This is a genomic window from Pantoea sp. UBA4549, from assembly GCF_002387285.1.
GTDB classification, from domain to species: Bacteria; Pseudomonadota; Gammaproteobacteria; order Enterobacterales; family Enterobacteriaceae; genus Pantoea; species Pantoea borealis.
In genome coordinates this window covers 193,777-211,188 of record NZ_DGLH01000015.1, presented here as the reverse complement: position 1 = coordinate 211,188, position 17,412 = coordinate 193,777, and the positions used below count along the sequence as shown (strand labels likewise).

The following is a 17,412-nucleotide window of genomic DNA, read 5'->3' as shown; positions in this document are numbered from 1 at the left end:
TCAGTGTTATTTCTTGCGCGAATACTTCAGGGAATCCAGCGCCACCGCAAAGATGATGATGCCGCCCTTGATGATGTACTGCCAGTAAGGGTTAACGCCAATGTAGGTCAGGCCGTAGTTGATCACGGTGAAGATAATCACCCCGGTCACCACGCCTGCAACCGTGCCCACGCCGCCGGCGAAGGAGACACCACCCACTACGCAGGCAGCAATCGCATCCAGCTCATACATAAAGCCGAGGTTGTTAGTGGCACTGCCGATACGGCCCGCTTCCAGCAGACCGCCAAACGCGTAGAACACGCCTGACAGGGCATAGACCAGAATCAGGTTAAACGGTACGTTGACGCCTGAGACCTTTGCCGCTTCCGGGTTACCACCGATTGCGAAAATGTTTTTGCCGAAACGGGTTTTGTTCCACAGGATCCAGACAAACACGATAGCGATAATGGCGTAGAAGGTAATGAACGAGAGCTTGAAATCACCAAAGCGCAGGAAACCCTGGGTAAAGGTGGAGAAGCCCGCGTCAAAACCCGCAATTGGCGAAGCACCGACAAAATCGTAGTAGAGCGAGTTAATGCCATACACGATGATCATCGTACCCAGCGTGGTAATGAACGGCGTTACCTTGAGGTAAGCGATGATTACGCCGTTAACCAGGCCAATCACGCCGCCAATAATGCACACCACCAGAATCACCAGCGGAATCGGCATGGTTTCCAGATGCGGGAAAACCTTGTTCGCGTTATCCATCGACTGCAGCAGCGTCGCCGCCACTACCGCCGCCAGTCCCACCTGCCGTCCGGCAGAGAGGTCGGTACCCTGAGTCACAATCAGCCCGGCCACGCCCAGCGCGATAATAATACGCACCGACGATTGCGTCAGGATGTTACTCAGGTTCATTAAACTTAAAAACGTCGGATCCTGGAAAATAATAATCGCCAGCAGAACAAACAGGACGACGTAAATACCGCCCTCTTTTAACCAGGTTAGCGCATTCTTTTTAGTGGTCGCTTTCATTTTAAAGCCCTTGCTTCATTAAAGGTGTAATGACGCTAAACGCAGGATTTCATTCTGCGAGGTCGTTTTTGTATCGACAATACCGGCTACCTGACCGTTACTCATGACCAGAATACGATCGGTTATACCCAGCAGCTCTGGCATTTCAGAGGAAATAATAATAATGCCCTTCTCTTTTTTGGCTAATTCTGAAATCAGCTGATAAATTTCAAATTTCGCCCCTACGTCAATACCGCGTGTAGGTTCATCAAGCATTAATATTTCCGGCTGCGTTAACAGCCAGCGACCAATAATCACTTTCTGCTGGTTACCGCCAGAAAGCGATCCGATCTGCGTATGGTGCCCTGGCGTTTTTACCCGCATGGAGTCAATAACCCATTGGGTGTCACTCTTCATGCGTTTATTATCGAGCAGGCCGATACTGGATTTATATTTTTTAATATTGGAGATAAGCGAGTTAAAACCGATATCGAGATAGGCGTAGATCCCCGTAGAACGACGTTCTTCTGTGACCAGCGCAAACCCGTGGTTAATCGCCTCGTTCGCACTATGGTTGTTGATCGCTTTGCCATGCAGCCGGATAGTCCCGCCCGATTTTTCACGAATGCCAAACAGCGTCTCCACGATATCAGTACGTTTCGCACCGACCAGCCCGGCGATTCCGAGAATCTCCCCTTTATGCAGGTCAAATGAGATATCGCGAATCGAAGGCTGCCGCAGTGAAGTCAGGTTGCGGACTTCAAGAATCACCTCGCCCGGCACGTTGCTCTTATCCGGGAAACGCTGGTTAAGCGAACGGCCTACCATCATGGCGATGATCTTATCCATATCCAGCCCTTCCAGCGACTGGGTGGCGATCCACTGCCCGTCGCGCAGAATGGTGATCTCATCGCACAGCTGAAAGATTTCTTCCATTTTATGGGAGATATAGACAATACCGCAGCCGCGATCTTTCAGTTTACGGATAATAGTAAACAGATGGTTAACTTCTTTCTCCGTCAGCGAAGAAGTCGGTTCATCCATAATGACAATTTTGGCGTCATAAGAGAACGCTTTGGCAATTTCAATCATCTGCATTTGCGAGACAGACAGATTCGCCACTTTATCACGCGGATCGATATCGATATCGAGTTCATCAAAAATCGCTTTAGTATCGCGATACATTTTGTCCTGATCGACAAACGGCCCTTTACGCGGGTAGCGGCCCAGCCACATATTATCCATCACGCTGCGCTGCAGCACGAGGTTTAATTCCTGATGCACCATTGAGACGCCATTTTCCAGCGCTTCTTTGGAGCTTTTATAGTCAATCTCCTGGCCCTGAAAAAGAATACTCCCCGTATCTTTTTTATAGATGCCAAATAAGCACTTTAATAATGTCGATTTTCCGGCGCCGTTTTCACCCATTAAGGCATGGACGGAGTGCGGCCGCACTTTCAAATTCACATTATCTAAGGCTTTCACCCCTGGAAATGATTTCGAGACATTCGTCATCTCCAGCAGATATTCACGCTGTGTGGTCGGATTCTCACTGGCCATAATTTACCTGGCTAAAAAAAGCGTATGCAGATGCAATAAGGCGCGGCAAATTGCCGCGCCCGGAATGGATTACTTCACAAACTGAGAGAGGTTCTCTTTATCCACGGCAACATACGGCACGCGAACGACTTTGTCTTCCATCTTGAAATTCGTTCCCGCGGTTGGCTCTTTGCCATCTGCCAGGTTCTTCGCAATATCCAGCGTGGCTTTTGCCTGGTTTTCCGCATCGTTCAGCACGGTACCCGCCATGGCGCCCGATTTCACCAGCGCCAGCGCTTCTGGCAGCGCATCGACACCAAACACCGGAATGCTTGATTTGTTGTGTGCTTTCAGTGCTTCAACCGCGCCCATCGCCATCGCATCATTGTTAGCGATGATTACTTCAATTTTGTTGGCATTCGGACCAGACAGCCACGCATCGACTTTATCTTTCGCCTGTGCGGTATCCCACATCGCGGTATCCATCGCCAGCTGCTGCGTTTTGATGCCATCTTTGTTCAGCGTGTCGATAACATATTTGGTACGCGCTTCAGCATCCGGATGGCCTGGCTCGCCTTTCAGCAGTACAAACTGAATCTGTCCATCTTTGTTCAGATCCCATGCCGGCGTCGATTTCCAGTGCTTCTCAATCAGCTCACCCTGCTTGATACCTGACTCTTTGGAATCTGTACCGACATAGTATGCCTTTGGATAGCTGGCCAGCACTTTAGCGTTAGGCTCTTTGTTGAAAAACACAATCGGTACGTCATTGGCTTTGGCTTTATCAATTACCACGGCCGCTGCCGCCGGATCCACCAGGTTAATTGCCAGCGCTTTCACGCCTTTGGCCATCAGCACGTCAATCTGGTCATTCTGTTTGGACTGGTCATTCTGTGAGTCATTCATCAGCAGCTGAATGCCGCCCAGCGCTTTGGACTCTTTCTCAATATCCTTGCGCACCATTGACATGAAGTTGTCGTCATATTTGTAAATGGTCACGCCAATGCGGGTATCGGCGGCGTGCGCAGTTGCACCAAACATCATGCTGGCAACCAGTGCTGTGAGCGTGAAAACCTTCTTATTCATGGTATCTCCGGTTTTAATTATGCAGGGTATTTCCTGCGCCATGCTGCCTGCGGGCGGCGAGCGCAGTCGGTTGAAACGCTATCATTCTGGAGCAGGCGCTGGCATTGGCCGGACCGCTCTCCCTATCCTGACTTCCCTGTACGTAACCGCTTCCTGAAGAGTGTTGTGAATCATTTCAACCGGCTACTGAAACCTGTCCGGAGGGGCGTGACCCGGCGTTTCATGATGTTTCAGTCCGGTAAGACGCTGCCATCATAGTGAGCGGTCTGGTAATTAACTGTGAATGTAATCACATATTGGAAACGGTTACATGGCGCTATCGCCTGGATTAGTGATCGACTCCACAATTTGCCGCTGGGCCACTGAGTGACGCCGCACCAGCGTGGGCATAAAGCAGTGTGACGCCTGAGGATCCAGCTCGCCGGCTGCGCCTTTCAGCGCCAGCTCTGTGGCGAGTTTTGCCATAGAAACAATAGGATAGCGTACAGTTGTCAGCTGGGGATCGGTGTAACGGGAAATGGGAATATCATCAAAGCCAATGACAGAAAAATGCTGTGGCACCTGAATGCCGTTATCTTTCAGCGCCGTCAGGGCGCCAGCTGCCATGCCATCGTTATAGGAAAAAACGGCGGTCAGATGCAGATTACGTCCGAGCAGCTCTACCATAGCGGCTTCACCGCCCTGCATATCGGGTTCAGCATGGGCGATCCACGCTTCCGGTGGCTGAATGCCCTGCTCTGCCAGGGCCTGCAGCCAGCCATCGCGGCGCTGCGTGACATCCTCAATTGGATGGCTGGAGCTAAGGTAGCCAATACGCTGATGTCCCTGCTGCAGCAGCATGCGGGTGGCAACCTGCGCACCGGTTACATTATCAAGACAGACACAGCGGTGTTCATAACCGCGGATGACGCGGTTAACCAGCACCATGCCTGGTACCTGATCCATAAACTGCGTGAGTTCAGCGTCTGAAAGCGTTTTCGCATGTACCACCAGCGCATTGCAGCGCTGACGGATCAGCACCTCAATGGCATGCCGCTCTTTATCTTCCTGATGCCAGGAGTTACTGATGAGAACGTGTTTGTGCACGCGCTGTGCCACGGTATCCACCGCTTTCACCAGCGCACCAAAAAAGGGATCGGAAACATCCATAACGACGACGCCGATCGTGTCGCTGACCTGGGTGGCAAGCGCCTGGGCGTTGGCATTCGGACGATAGCCCAGCGATTCCACCGCCTGGAGCACGGCGTCGCGGGTATCAGAGGTGACTGCACTGCTGTTGTTGAGCACGCGCGACACGGTGGCAACAGATACTCCGGCCAGTCGGGCGACATCACGAATCGTTATCATGCAGCGGTTCCACAAAGGCTGAAAGGCGCGACGGGCGCGTAATAACGCTATTTTGTCAGGCCACAGGCTTCAGCTACGTGAAACAGCTCACACCAATGAAAACGGTTACATTGCTTTATGTGATCTTTGTGATGCAGGTCATTATCTGACAGGCGGCGATGCGGTGCCTGATGCACACAGGCGCTGCGTCAGCCAGCGCCACAGCCACTCCAGCGGTCCCTGACGAAAATAGCGCAGCCAGAGCGCTGAGAAGAGCAGATTCATTGCCCAGATAACGGGCACCAGCGCCAGCAGCTGCAGGCGGTCAAAGCGCAGGAACAGATCAAAGCGGTAGAACAGTGTGGTACAGATCAGCGTCTGTAACAGGTAGTTGCTCAGCGCCATTCGCCCTACTCCCTGAATCAGCCTGCACAGCCGGCTACGCGCCAGCGCAGGCCAGAAGCCGAGACAGAGCGCCGCATAGCCGAGGCTGATAAAAGGAGCAGCCAGGTCGCGCGGCACCTGCAGATAAAAGCTGGTCCAGCGCTGTGCCCAGTGCACCTGCCACTGCGCAGCGATACCCGGCACCGCGATCAGCCAGCCGGTGGTCAGCAGCAGCAGTGCAGCGCGCCGGTAGTGCTGCAGGCTGAACGCACCGGTCAGCCAGCCGCAGCGCAGCAGCGCGGCACCCATCAGCATCAGTCCCGCCAGCTGCCAGCCATACTGAGATGCCAGCGCCATCAGACCGGATGCAAGCAGATCGAGCCGGTTGCGCACCGCTTCCCAGCCGCCCACCAGCTTCCAGTAACTTTCATACTCCAGCGCGGCGGCACCGGGCTGCCAGCCGCTGCTGCTCTGATTACCGGAGATCGCGCCGAAGATAAGCAGTACCGCACAGCCCACCAGATAGAGCAGTACGCCGGTCTGAAACAGCGCACGCTCAGAGGGCACCTCACGCAGCAGGCGCCAGATAATCAGGCCGATGAGCCCGTAGTCCAGCAGAATGTCTCCATCCCAGAAGAAGACGCCGTGAATAAACCCGATAAACACCAGCAGCGTCAGCCGGGTGGAAATCCAGCGCTTGCCGCGCGGGATCTGCATGGCCAGTCCGGCGCCAAACAGCAGTGCAAACAGCGTAAGGAATTTCAGCTGTGCCAGCCCGTCCAGCACTGCCCAAGTCCAGGCATCCTGCGGCGCAACGCTGCCCTGCCAGGCAGGGTTAAGATAGGCGGCTGACGGCAGGCCAAAGCCGGTGATATTGAGCAGCAAAATGCCCAGCACCGCGCATCCGCGAATAAAATCCAGCGCCTGATAGCGTTGCATTGCTGCCCTCAGCCATTAAAAAAGGCGGCACCGGGGCCGCCTGGGGATCAGATATGACGTACCGCGCGCAGAAATTCCTGACGTGTATTCTGGCTCGATTTAAACAGTCCGCCCAGCGAGGTGGTCGTGGTTGCGCTGGTCGCATCTTTCACGCCGCGCGCTTTCACACAGTAGTGGACGGCATCAATCGATACCGCCACGTTAGTGGTACCAAGCAGCGTCTGCAGCGCCACCAGCACCTGCTGCGTCAGCCGCTCCTGCACCTGCGGGCGCTGGGCGAAAAACTGCACGATACGGTTAATTTTTGACAGGCCGATCACTTTGTCTTTGGGAATGTAGGCCACCGTCGCCTTGCCATCGATGATCACAAAATGGTGTTCACAGGTGCTGGTCAGCGTGATATCGCGCACCGTCACCATCTCATCCACTTTCATTTTGTTTTCAATCACCGTGATCTTCGGGAAGTTGGCGTAGTCGAGGCCTGAAAAAATCTCATCCACATACATTTTTGCGATGCGATGCGGCGTCTCCATCAGGCTGTCATCTTCCAGGTCCAGATTCAGCAGCTGCATGATTTGCGTCATGTGACCGGCAATTTCACGCTTGCGCGTTTCGCTATCCATTTCGCGCACCGGGGCGCGTAACGGCGTTTCCAGACCGCGCGCCAGCAGCGCTTCATGAACCAGGGCGGCTTCCTGACTTAAGGTGCTCATCGTTTTCATTCTCCGGCAGGTGATGCGCCCGCGAGAACATGGCCCGCGGGGGAAATTCTGAGCGCATATTGTGAAACACAACGCAGGCTTAATCCAGCAATCAATCTGATTGGAAATCAGCGGGTGTATCACCCTGACGCTATAAGGCACGAAAAGGCAGCTGTGACTGTCGCTAACACTACACTTATCAGCAGCACGCCTGGCTAAACTGTAAAAGAGCAGCCATAACGCACTTGCCAGCCGCTGACGGGCGGTTTAGACTCACGAAATATGAATAACATCACATTTGTTGTTTCCGGGATGAGAATATGGATTTAGTTCAGCTGCGAATGTTCTGCTGTGTGGCCGATACCGGTTCCCTGGCGCGCGCCGCTGAACAGCTGCATCGCGTGCCTTCTAATCTCACTACGCGCCTGCGCCAGCTGGAAGAGGAGATCGGGGTTGATCTGTTTATCCGCGAGAAGCAGCGCATGCGTTTATCACCGATGGGGCATAATTTTCTCAACTATGCCCGCCGTATTCTGGCACTGAGCGATGAGGCGCTGAATATTGCCCGCGCCGGTGAGCCTGGCGGCAACTTTGCCTTTGGCTCCATGGAGAGCACGGCGGCTACCCGCCTGCCGGCCCTGCTGGCCGCCTATCATCAGCGCTATCCGGCGGTGGCACTCTCTCTGGTGACCGGTACCTCGGGCGATATCATCGATAAAGTGCGCGCCGGCACGCTGGCGGCGGCGCTGGTTGATGGCCCTGCGCCCTATGATGACCTGAACGGCTGTATCGCTTTCAGCGAGGAGATGGTGCTGATATCCAGTCCTGAACACCCGCCGATCCTCAGTGCACGTGATACGCAACAGGATACGCTGTTTGCCTTTGGCAACAGCTGTTCCTATCGCACCCGGCTGGAGAGCTGGTACCGCGACAGTCAGAGCGCACCGCGCAACGTCATGGAGATCCAGTCCTATCACGCTATGGTTGCCTGCGTAGCGGGCGGCGGCGGCGTGGCGATGCTGCCCGCCTCCGTGCTGGCGCAGATGCCGGCGCGCGAGCGGGTACAGGAGCACGCGCTGCCGCCGCTCTATCGCGATACCGCTACCTGGCTGATGTGGCGACGCGACGCGTTTACGCCGAACGTTGAGGCGCTGAAATACCTGATCATCGATATGTTTGACGACCGGCCACAACACGACGGGCTGCTGCATCCGCTGCCGGACAGCGAGCAGACGCCGCTCAAATAAGTAATGACCACCAGGGCCACTGGCCCGCATCTACCGCAAGAGGGATTGCATGAATATGATTAAAACCCGCGCCGCCGTTGCCTGGGCACCTGGCGAGCCGCTGAAAATTGAAGAAGTGGATCTGATGCCGCCGCAGAAAGGCGAAGTTCTGGTACGCATTGTTGCTACCGGTGTCTGCCATACCGATGCCTATACGCTCTCCGGTAAAGATCCTGAAGGCGTCTTCCCGGCCATTCTTGGTCATGAAGGTGGCGGTGTAGTGGAAGCGGTAGGCGAAGGGGTTACCAGCGTGGCGGTGGGCGATCACGTTATCCCGCTCTACACCCCGGAGTGCGGCAAATGTAAATTCTGCCTCTCCGGTAAAACCAATCTGTGTCAGGCGATCCGCGCTACCCAGGGCAAAGGACTGATGCCGGATGGCACCACGCGTTTCTTTAAAGATGGCAAGCCGATTTTCCACTATATGGGTACCTCAACCTTCTCGGAGTACACCGTCGTACCGGAAATCTCGCTGGCCAAAATCAGCAAAGAGGCACCGCTGGAAGAAGTGTGCCTGTTAGGCTGCGGCGTGACCACCGGGATGGGCGCTGTCATGAACACCGCAAAAGTCAAAGCGGGCGACACCGTAGCGATCTTTGGCCTTGGCGGCATTGGCCTCTCGGCGATCATCGGTGCGCAGATGGCGAAAGCGGGCCGCATTATTGCTATCGATATCAACACCAGCAAGTTTGATTTAGCCCGCAAGCTGGGTGCCACCGATCTGATTAACCCGAAAGATTATGACAAGCCTATTCAGGATGTCATCGTTGAGCTGACCGATGGTGGCGTCGATTTCTCCTTTGAGTGCATCGGTAACGTCAACGTCATGCGCTCGGCGCTGGAGTGCTGCCATAAAGGCTGGGGTGAGTCGGTTATCATCGGCGTGGCCGGTGCCGGTGAGGAGATCTCCACCCGTCCGTTCCAGCTGGTCACGGGTCGCGTCTGGCGGGGTTCCGCGTTTGGTGGTGTGAAAGGCCGCAGCCAGCTGCCGGGTATCGTACAGGATTATCTGGATGGCAAGTTCGCGCTGAACGATTTCATCACCCATACCATGGGGCTGGATGAGATCAACGACGCTTTTGATCTGATGCACGAAGGAAAATCGATTCGCTCTGTGGTGCACTTCAACAAATAACCGGAGGCGTTATGGCATCCACGCTGGAACTGCTGGAAGAACACCGTATCTTTGGTGGCTGGCAACAACGCTGGCGACATCAGTCAGCGGTACTGAACTGTCCGATGACGTTCAGCATTTTTCTACCGCCGCCTAAAGCTGATACGCCGCCGCCTGCGGTCTGGTTTCTTGCCGGGCTGACCTGCAGCGACGAGAACTTTACCACCAAAGCGGGTGCCCAGCGCGTGGCCGCCGAGCTGGGTCTGGTGCTGATTATGCCGGACACCAGCCCGCGCGGTGACGCAGTGGCTAATGATGAGAGTTACGATCTTGGCCAGGGCGCCGGGTTTTATCTCAACGCGACGCAGCAGCCGTGGGCGGCGCACTATCGCATGTTTGACTACCTCAGCGACGAGCTGCCGGCGCTGCTGGCAGATAACTTCAAGCTGAGCGACCGGCAGTCGATCATGGGCCACTCAATGGGCGGACATGGTGCGCTGGTGCTGGCGCTGCGCCTCGGCGGACGCTTTGCCTCCGCTTCCGCCTTTGCACCGATTGTGAATCCCGGCGAGGTGCCGTGGGGACAGAAAGCGTTTACTGCCTACCTCGGCGACGATCGCCAGGCATGGCGCGAGTGGGACAGCTGCCTGCTGATGCAGGAGGCGGAGCAGCGTCTGCCGCTGCTGATCGATCAGGGTGACGGCGACCAGTTTCTGGCTGACCAGCTGCGCCCGGAGCGCCTCGAGGCGATTGCGCGTGAACAGGGCTTCCCGCTGGAGCTGCGTATTCAGCCGGGTTACGACCACAGCTACTTCTTTATCGCCACTTTTGTGGAAGATCACCTGCGCTTTCACGCGAAACATCTGCTGGTATAACGGTATCGCCCTGCAGGGCGATACTGCGCAGGGCGCGCATTCATGCGCCCCTGCATTACATCAGCGATTCTGCCACCAGCCCGTCAATCATCACCTGCGGCATGCCCTGCGAGCAGTGCTCAATCCGGCCGCGCACGCCATAGACCTGCGCGAGCGTCTGCGGCGTGATCACCTCTGCGGGTATCCCATCTGCCAGGCGCCTGCCCTGCTTCAGCATCAGCGCATGGTCAGCATGCCGCAACGCGATATTGATATCGTGCACCACCACCACCGTGACCATATTGCGCAGCCGCGTTTCGCGTCGCACCAGATCCATCACGTGAAACTGATAGTTGAGATCCAGCGCGCTCAGCGGCTCATCCAGCAGCAGCAGCTCAGGCCGGCGGATCAGCGACTGCGCCAGGCCCACCAGCTGCTTCTGGCCACCTGAGAGCTGATCGAGATAGCGCATCGCCAGATGGGCAATGCCCAGCTGCTCCAGCAGCGCCATAATCTCCGCTTCGCTGTCAGCATTGTGCAGGCCACCCGACGCGCGCTGCGCCACGATAATCGATTCCAGTACATGCAGGTGGACCCCGGCGGGCAGCGTCTGCGGCAGGTAGACCACGCGCTGTGCACGCTGCGTAAAGGGCTGCGCCATTAAATCAACGCCGTTCAGCCAGAGTGCGCCCTCGCCTTTACCCAGGCCCGCCAGCGCGCGCAGCAGCGTGGATTTTCCGCAGCCGTTCGGGCCGAGCAGCACGGTAATCTTACCGCGCGGCAGCGTGGCAACGTCCAGGTTGTCGATCACCTGACGTTTAGGATAGCCGGCGCTGAATTGCTGAATACGTAAACCTGAACTCATTACACGCTCCCCCGGTGACGCAGGATAATACTCAGAAAGAACGGAACGCCGACCAGCGAGGTGACGATCCCCACCGGAATAATCACGCCCGGGATCAGGTTTTTCGACGCAACCGAGGCGAGCGACAGCACCAGCGCACCGACCAGCGCACTGGCAGGCAGATAGTAGCGGTGATCCTCGCCAAACATCATGCGGGCGATATGCGGTGCTACCAGGCCGATAAAGCCGATAGGGCCGACAAACGCCACCGCCAGCGCCGAGAGAATGCTGATGCGTAACAGCGTCGCCAGCCGCAGGCGGCGTACGTCGATACCAAAGCTGATAGCGCGATCTTCTCCCAGCCGCAGCGCGGTCAGCTTCCAGCTGCTGAGCATAGAAAACGGTACCAGCAGCGCAAAGGCGGCACTGAGCACACCCAGTTTTTCCCACGACGCACGCGCCAGGCTGCCCATGGTCCAGAACACCAGCCCCTGCAGCGTATCTTCACTGGCGATAAACTGCATCATCGATACCAGCGCGTTAAAGGTAAACACCAGGGCAATACCAAACAGCACCACGCCGGAGGTCGAGACTTTGCTCCAGCGCGTAATGCCATCCAGCATCAGCGCGGCAAACAGGGCAAACACAAAAGCGTTAGCGGAGATAAACCACTGATCGGAGAGGCCGGGAAAACCGACACCGAGGATAATGGCCAGCGCAGCGCCAAAGGCGGCAGCGGAAGAGACGCCCAGCGTAAAGGGGCTCGCCAGCGGGTTATTCAGAATGGTTTGCATCTCTGCGCCTGCCAGTCCCAGCGCCAGCCCGACCACCACCGCCATCAGCGCATAGGGCAGACGAATATCCCAGACAATTACGCGGGTGCCGGCGTCCATTGCGGCCGGATGCAACAGCGTCTGACCAAGCGTTTCCAGCGAGAGTCCGGCCGGGCCGAGGGTAAAATCGAGAATAACCGAGGCGAGAATAGCCACAACCAGTACGCCAGTCAGCAGCAGTCGCTGACGCAGCACCTGACGATAACGTGTCAGGGTGTCAGCTTCAGGGGGGTGTTCCGCTATCAGCACGGAATCCGTCGTACGCATGAGTCTACCTGTATAGCCGTAATCATAACGGCTGACACAATAGAGCAGGTGATAATAATTATCAATTATATCTCTGTAACAAAGCTCAAACGGTCCGGGACGCATAAATGCGCAGGGGTCGCATAAATGTGACCCCTGCGTATCGTGCAATTGCAGGGGCGGTATTGATGCCGCCCTGGCCCGGGTGAATCGCATGAAACCAGGGACGCATAAATGCGTCCCCTACGGACCGTGCAATCACAGGGGCGGCATTGATGCCGCCCTGGCCGCGTCACGCACTGGAACCAGGGTCGCATAAGTGCGACCCCTGCGTTTGAATTGGAATGCCGCCACGCCAGGTTTTACTGCTTAAAAACCGGGAACTCCATGTCGCTGTATTTCACCACGCGACTGCCGCGCGTCAGCCGGTAACCCATCCAGATAATCAGGAATAGCGGAATACCGATATAGGTTGCTGCCACGCCATACCAGTCGATGGTATCGGCGAGGAACGCCTGATAGTTCTGTCCCAGCGTAATAATCAGGCAGAGCACAAAGGCGAAGATGGGGCCCAGCGGGAAAAAGCCGGATCGATAAGGTAAATCAGCGAGATCGCGTCCCTGAGCCTCATAGCCGCGGCGGAAACGATAGTGACTGATGGCAATCCCCAGCCAGGCGATAAAGCCGGTCATACCTGAGGTATTAAGCAGCCACAGGTAAACTTCCTGATTACCGAACTTTGATGTCAGGAAGCAGAGACCCGCTACCACGGTGGTCGCGATCAGCGCGTTGCGCGGCACGCCGCCTTTTGAGAGTTTTGCAAAGATGCGCGGCGCTTTGCCCTCGCGGGCGAGATTAAACAGCATGCGCGTTGAGGCGTACATACCAGAGTTACCCGCCGAAAGTACCGATGTCAGGATCACTGCATTCATGATCGCCGCTGCGGAGAGCAGACCGGCATTCTGGAACACCAGCGTAAACGGGCTGACGCTGATATCGGTTACGTCATTGTGCAGCAGCTGCGGATCGGTATAGGGCAGGATCAGGCTGATGATCAGAATCGCAAACACATAAAACAGCAGGATACGCCAGAAAACCTGTCGTACCGCGCGCGGAATATTTTTTGCCGGATCTTCCGACTCCCCGGCGGCGATACCGATAAGCTCAGTGCCCTGGAAGGAGAAGCCGACAATCATCGCCACGCCAATCATTGCGGAAAACCCGCCGGCAAAAGGCGCATCGCCCACGGTCCAGTTGTGCCAGCCTGCGTGTTCTGCACCGCGCATGATGCCGGTGATCATCAGAATGCCGGCCATAATAAAGATAATCACGGTGGCGACTTTAATCAGCGAGAACCAGTACTCTGCTTCACCAAAACCCTTCACTGAGATGAAGTTAATCAGAAACATCAGGCAGAGAAAGGTGGCGCTCCAGATCCAGCCGGGCGTATCGGGGAACCAGTAGTTCATCACCAGCTGCGAGGCGACCAGATCAACGGCGATGGTCACCGCCCAGTTGTACCAGTAGTTCCAGCCCAGTGCGAAGCCAAAGCCCTCTTCAACATATTTTGCGCCATAGGTCGCGAAGGAGCCGGAAACCGGCATAAAGGCAGCCAGTTCGCCGAGGCTGGTCATCAGAAAGTAGACCATCAGCCCGATCAGGGCATAGGAGAGCAGCGCGCCGCCGGGTCCTGCCTGTGAAATGGTGGCGCCGGAAGCGACAAACAGGCCGGTGCCGATGGAGCCGCCGATGGCGATCATGGTGAGATGGCGCGCTTTTAATTCACGGCGCAGCCCAGGTTGTTGTGTTGTTTTTGAGTCATTATGCATGTGTAAACGCTATGCCGGATAAAAATAAGGCGCGATTGTAGCAGCTAACCCTGCGCTGTATAGCATTCACCTCGGGTTATTAGTTACCTTCATGATCGGCGGGCGATTATTAGCAGCACCCGCCGCCGCAGGCTATTCACAGCAGTACGCGAGAAAGCGGTTGAGCGCGTTTGAGAGATGTTTTTGCCGGTGGTGGATACGGTAGAGCGTGCGCGTCAGGCGCGGCAGCGGTACCTCAACTTCTGCCAGCGTACCTGCTTCAAGCAGGTCGGCGATCACCCGACGCGACAGGCAGCTGATGCCCATACCGTGCCGTACCGCATGCTTGATCGCTTCGGAGTTACCCAGTTCCATACCGAGCTGAAACTGCGGCAGATGCGACAGCAGCTGGTAGTCAACGATTTCACGCGTGCCGGAGCCGCGTTCACGCAGGATCCACGGTGCCGCCGCAAGGCTTGCCAGCGTCACCGGCTGCTGCAGCAGCGCCGAGTCAGGTGCTGCAAACACCACCAGCTCATCTTCCAGCCACGGCGTGCTGATGATATCCGGCTCGTGGCATGGCCCTTCAATCAAACCGATGTCGACGCGGAAATCTGCCACCGCCTGAATCGCATCCTGACTGTTGCCGACGCTCAGTTCCAGCGGCAGTCCGGGAAAGTCGCGCCGGTAAGCGGCAATCATGCCAGGCAGCAAATAGTTACCGATAGTGCTGCTGGCAAACAGCCGGATCGCCCCGCTGTCTTCCCGAAAAAGCTGCTCAATTTCACCCGCCTGCTCCAGCAGCCCCACGGCGCGCGGATAGAGCAGCCGGCCATGTTCATTCAGTACCAGCCGCTTGCCGACGCGGTCGAACAGCTGTACGCCGAGCTGGTTTTCGAGATCCGCCAGCGCCGCGCTCACCGCCGACTGCGACAGCGACAGCACCTGCGAGGCCTGGGTGGTTGAACCGCTCTTCAGCACCTCAGTAAACACTTCAATCTGGCGTAGCGTGATATGCATGATTGCTCCTCAGGCCATATAGCGCTGTATCAGCCAGACGATAATGCCGATCCAGATCAGCAGGATCAGGCCAAAGCCGGCACGACTGACAATTCTCACCCCGCGCGCACGCTGTACCTCCGCGCGTTCAGCGCTGCTGATACGAATGTCGCGCGGCAGCAGACGCAGCAGAATGATCACGCCGAGCGGCACAATGATGGCGTCGTCCAGCAGACCAATAATCGGGATGAAGTCGGGAATAAGGTCAATCGGGCTGAGCGCATAGGCTACCAGTCCAAAGGCCATCAGTTTGAACCACCATGCCGTACGCGGATCGCGACAGGCAAACCACAGCGTCAGAACGTCCCGCTTAATCAGCTGTGCCCAGCGGCGCAGGCGCACAAACATAGCCCTTCTCCTTATCACTTATTCCGGTCGATTATAAAGATATTATCAATTTCACTTTTATAACAGAGAGGCGCAGGCTATTGCCATACTCAGGAGGTGGTTAATGGCTGAATTTAGCATATTAAAACCGGCGCTCCCGCCCTGCCGGGTGGTGCCGGGTCTGGTCCTTACGGCGGCACTGGCAGCTGGCGCCGCCTGGCTTACCACGCTGCCGTGGCTGTCTCACGCCGGTCTGGGCGCGCTGACGCTGGCAATTATTGGCGGCATTATTGCAGGTAATACCTTCTATCCGCATATAGCCATTCACTGCGATAGCGGCGTGATGCTGGCTAAACAGCGCCTGTTGCGCCTCGGCATTATTCTCTATGGCTTTCGCATCACCGTTCAGCAGATCGCCGGCGTTGGCCTGCGCGGCGTCGTGATCGATACGCTGATTATTGGCACAACGTTTCTGCTTACCTGCCTGGCGGGTATCCGGCTGCTGAAAATGGATCGCGAGACGGTGTGGCTGATCGGTGCCGGCAGCAGCATCTGCGGTGCGGCGGCGGTGCTGGCAACGGAACCCGTGGTCAAAGCTGACGCCTCGAAAGTGGCGGTGGCGGTGGCAACGGTGGTGCTGTTTGGTACTGCCGGGATCCTGATTTATCCCCTGCTGTTTACGCTGCTGCCGGCTGTCAGCGCCGCGCAGTTTGGCATCTTTACCGGCTCCACGCTGCATGAGGTAGCGCAGGTGGTAGCGGCCGGACACGCTATGGGCGCTGAAGCAGAGAACATGGCGGTGATCACCAAGATGCTGCGCGTCATGATGCTGGCCCCTTTTCTGCTGCTGATGGGCAGCTGGCTCCGGCGGCGTGGCCCGCGCACGGCCACCTCTGCACGCAGCTTTCCGTGGTTTGCGCTGCTGTTTATCGCAGTCGCGCTGGTTAATTCACTGCAGCTGCTGCCGGCCGGACTGATTAGCGCCCTGAACCAGCTTGCTGATCTGCTGCTGGCGATGGCGATGGCAGCGCTGGGTCTGACCACGCGCTTCTCCGCGCTGAAGCAGGCGGGCGCGAAGCCGCTGCTGCTGGGGCTGATAATGTTTTGCTGGCTGATCGCCGGCGGCGGTGCGCTGAATTTGGTGGTGCAACATTTCATGGCATAGCGGCTTCCGCTATCATGTGCGCCTTGCTTTTGTTAACGCCCACACAGGAGAGCGGCATGAAATATATCGGTGCACACGTCAGCGCATCCGGCGGCGTGGATCAGGCAGTGATCCGCGCCCATGAGCTGGAGGCCACCGCCTTTGCGCTCTTTACAAAAAATCAGCGTCAGTGGAAAGCTGCGCCGCTCTCTGCGCAGACCATTGACGCGTTCAAAAGCGCCTGCGCGCGGTATAACTACTCTTCCGCGCAAATCCTGCCGCACGACAGCTTTCTGATCAATCTGGGTCACCCGGAGGCTGAGGCGCTGGAGAAATCGCGTGCCGCTTTTCTGGATGAGATGCAGCGGGCCGACCAGCTTGGTCTGACGCTGCTGAACTTCCACCCCGGCAGCCATCTGCAGAAGCTCGATGAAGAGACGTGCCTGAAGCGCATCGCCGAATCGATCAACATCACGCTGGATAAAACGCAAAATGTGGTCGCGGTGATTGAAAATACCGCCGGCCAGGGCAGCAATCTCGGCTACCGCTTTGAGCATCTGGCAACCATTATTGAGCACGTCGAAGATAAATCACGCGTGGGGGTCTGTCTGGATACCTGTCACACCTTTGCCGGCGGATACGATCTGCGGACCGAAGCCGACTGCATCGCAACCTTTGCCGAATTTGAGCGCGTGGTGGGCTTTAACTATCTGCGCGGGATGCATCTGAACGACGCCAAAAGCGCACTCGGCAGCCGCGTCGATCGCCACCACAGTCTCGGTGAAGGCAACATTGGCAAAACCGTGTTCAGCTGGCTGATGAAAGATGCACGCTTCGACAATATTCCGCTGATTCTGGAGACCATTAATCCCGATATCTGGAAAGATGAGATCGCCTGGCTTAAAGCAGAGCAGCACGCCTGACAA

The 17,412-nt window shown here is 56.6% G+C and carries 16 protein-coding genes; 5 read left to right on the top strand and 11 right to left on the bottom strand.

Translation table 11 applies throughout. The features are described from left to right. Positions 1 to 6 precede the first annotated feature (6 nt). From mglC to folE, 6 genes are all read right to left on the bottom strand, one after another. Complete coding sequence (gene mglC / locus B3041_RS15025; RefSeq protein WP_039385433.1) at positions 7 to 1,017, bottom strand: galactose/methyl galactoside ABC transporter permease MglC; 1,011 nt, start codon at positions 1,015 to 1,017, stop codon at positions 7 to 9. 18 nt (positions 1,018 to 1,035) lie between these two features. Further along, the gene (mglA, locus tag B3041_RS15020; RefSeq protein ID WP_071668024.1) at positions 1,036 to 2,556 is read right to left on the bottom strand and encodes a galactose/methyl galactoside ABC transporter ATP-binding protein MglA; all 1,521 of its coding nucleotides are present in this window, start codon (positions 2,554 to 2,556) and stop codon (positions 1,036 to 1,038) included. Positions 2,557 to 2,625: 69 nt separating this feature from the next. Continuing rightward, positions 2,626 to 3,621: a galactose/glucose ABC transporter substrate-binding protein MglB gene (mglB, locus tag B3041_RS15015; RefSeq protein ID WP_065648885.1), complete on the bottom strand. Its 996-nt coding sequence runs from the start codon at positions 3,619 to 3,621 to the stop codon at positions 2,626 to 2,628. A 306-nt stretch (positions 3,622 to 3,927) separates the two neighbouring features. After that, positions 3,928 to 4,968, bottom strand: coding sequence for an HTH-type transcriptional regulator GalS (gene galS, locus B3041_RS15010; protein WP_065648884.1), 1,041 nt, complete (start codon positions 4,966 to 4,968; stop codon positions 3,928 to 3,930). A 141-nt stretch (positions 4,969 to 5,109) separates the two neighbouring features. Next, positions 5,110 to 6,270 (bottom strand): DUF418 domain-containing protein YeiB, encoded by a 1,161-nt coding sequence (gene yeiB / locus B3041_RS15005; protein ID WP_292976397.1) that lies wholly within the window; start codon positions 6,268 to 6,270, stop codon positions 5,110 to 5,112. A 47-nt stretch (positions 6,271 to 6,317) separates the two neighbouring features. After that, positions 6,318 to 6,983, bottom strand: coding sequence for a GTP cyclohydrolase I FolE (folE, locus tag B3041_RS15000; protein ID WP_039385439.1), 666 nt, complete (start codon positions 6,981 to 6,983; stop codon positions 6,318 to 6,320). A 308-nt stretch (positions 6,984 to 7,291) separates the two neighbouring features. Here folE and ptrR point away from each other — a divergent pair, with 308 nt between their 5' ends. The 3 genes from ptrR to fghA are packed head-to-tail and all read left to right on the top strand — an operon-like array spanning position 7,292 to position 10,246. Next, positions 7,292 to 8,218: a putrescine utilization regulator PtrR gene (gene ptrR, locus B3041_RS14995; RefSeq protein ID WP_292976394.1), complete on the top strand. Its 927-nt coding sequence runs from the start codon at positions 7,292 to 7,294 to the stop codon at positions 8,216 to 8,218. Between the two features lie 49 nt (positions 8,219 to 8,267). Then, positions 8,268 to 9,392 (top strand): S-(hydroxymethyl)glutathione dehydrogenase/class III alcohol dehydrogenase, encoded by a 1,125-nt coding sequence (locus B3041_RS14990; protein ID WP_292976391.1) that lies wholly within the window; start codon positions 8,268 to 8,270, stop codon positions 9,390 to 9,392. 11 nt (positions 9,393 to 9,403) lie between these two features. Beyond that, positions 9,404 to 10,246 (top strand): S-formylglutathione hydrolase, encoded by an 843-nt coding sequence (gene fghA / locus B3041_RS14985; protein WP_065648880.1) that lies wholly within the window; start codon positions 9,404 to 9,406, stop codon positions 10,244 to 10,246. A gap of 55 nt (positions 10,247 to 10,301) precedes the next feature. Here the strand turns inward: fghA and B3041_RS14980 are convergent, their stop codons facing one another. The 5 genes from B3041_RS14980 to B3041_RS14960 form a co-directional block, all read right to left on the bottom strand. Next, complete coding sequence (locus tag B3041_RS14980; protein ID WP_065648879.1) at positions 10,302 to 11,090, bottom strand: ABC transporter ATP-binding protein; 789 nt, start codon at positions 11,088 to 11,090, stop codon at positions 10,302 to 10,304. Beyond that, positions 11,090 to 12,169, bottom strand: a complete 1,080-nt coding sequence (locus tag B3041_RS14975) for a FecCD family ABC transporter permease (protein ID WP_065648878.1) — start codon at positions 12,167 to 12,169, stop codon at positions 11,090 to 11,092. Before B3041_RS14975 ends, B3041_RS14980 begins: the two co-directional genes overlap by 1 nt. A gap of 341 nt (positions 12,170 to 12,510) precedes the next feature. After that, positions 12,511 to 13,977 (bottom strand): amino acid permease, encoded by a 1,467-nt coding sequence (locus B3041_RS14970; protein WP_292976386.1) that lies wholly within the window; start codon positions 13,975 to 13,977, stop codon positions 12,511 to 12,513. A 132-nt stretch (positions 13,978 to 14,109) separates the two neighbouring features. Beyond that, on the bottom strand, positions 14,110 to 14,976 hold the full coding sequence (gene yieE / locus B3041_RS14965; protein ID WP_065648876.1) for a DNA-binding transcriptional regulator YeiE: 867 nt from the start codon (positions 14,974 to 14,976) through the stop codon (positions 14,110 to 14,112). Positions 14,977 to 14,985: 9 nt separating this feature from the next. Beyond that, positions 14,986 to 15,363, bottom strand: coding sequence for a YkvA family protein (locus B3041_RS14960; RefSeq protein WP_292976382.1), 378 nt, complete (start codon positions 15,361 to 15,363; stop codon positions 14,986 to 14,988). 103 nt (positions 15,364 to 15,466) lie between these two features. On the opposite strand from B3041_RS14960, the gene B3041_RS14955 reads away from it, so the two are divergent. Next, positions 15,467 to 16,507, top strand: coding sequence for a YeiH family putative sulfate export transporter (locus tag B3041_RS14955; RefSeq protein ID WP_292976379.1), 1,041 nt, complete (start codon positions 15,467 to 15,469; stop codon positions 16,505 to 16,507). Positions 16,508 to 16,563: 56 nt separating this feature from the next. After that, positions 16,564 to 17,409: a deoxyribonuclease IV gene (gene nfo / locus B3041_RS14950; RefSeq protein ID WP_065648873.1), complete on the top strand. Its 846-nt coding sequence runs from the start codon at positions 16,564 to 16,566 to the stop codon at positions 17,407 to 17,409. The last annotated feature ends 3 nt before the right edge of the window (positions 17,410 to 17,412 follow it).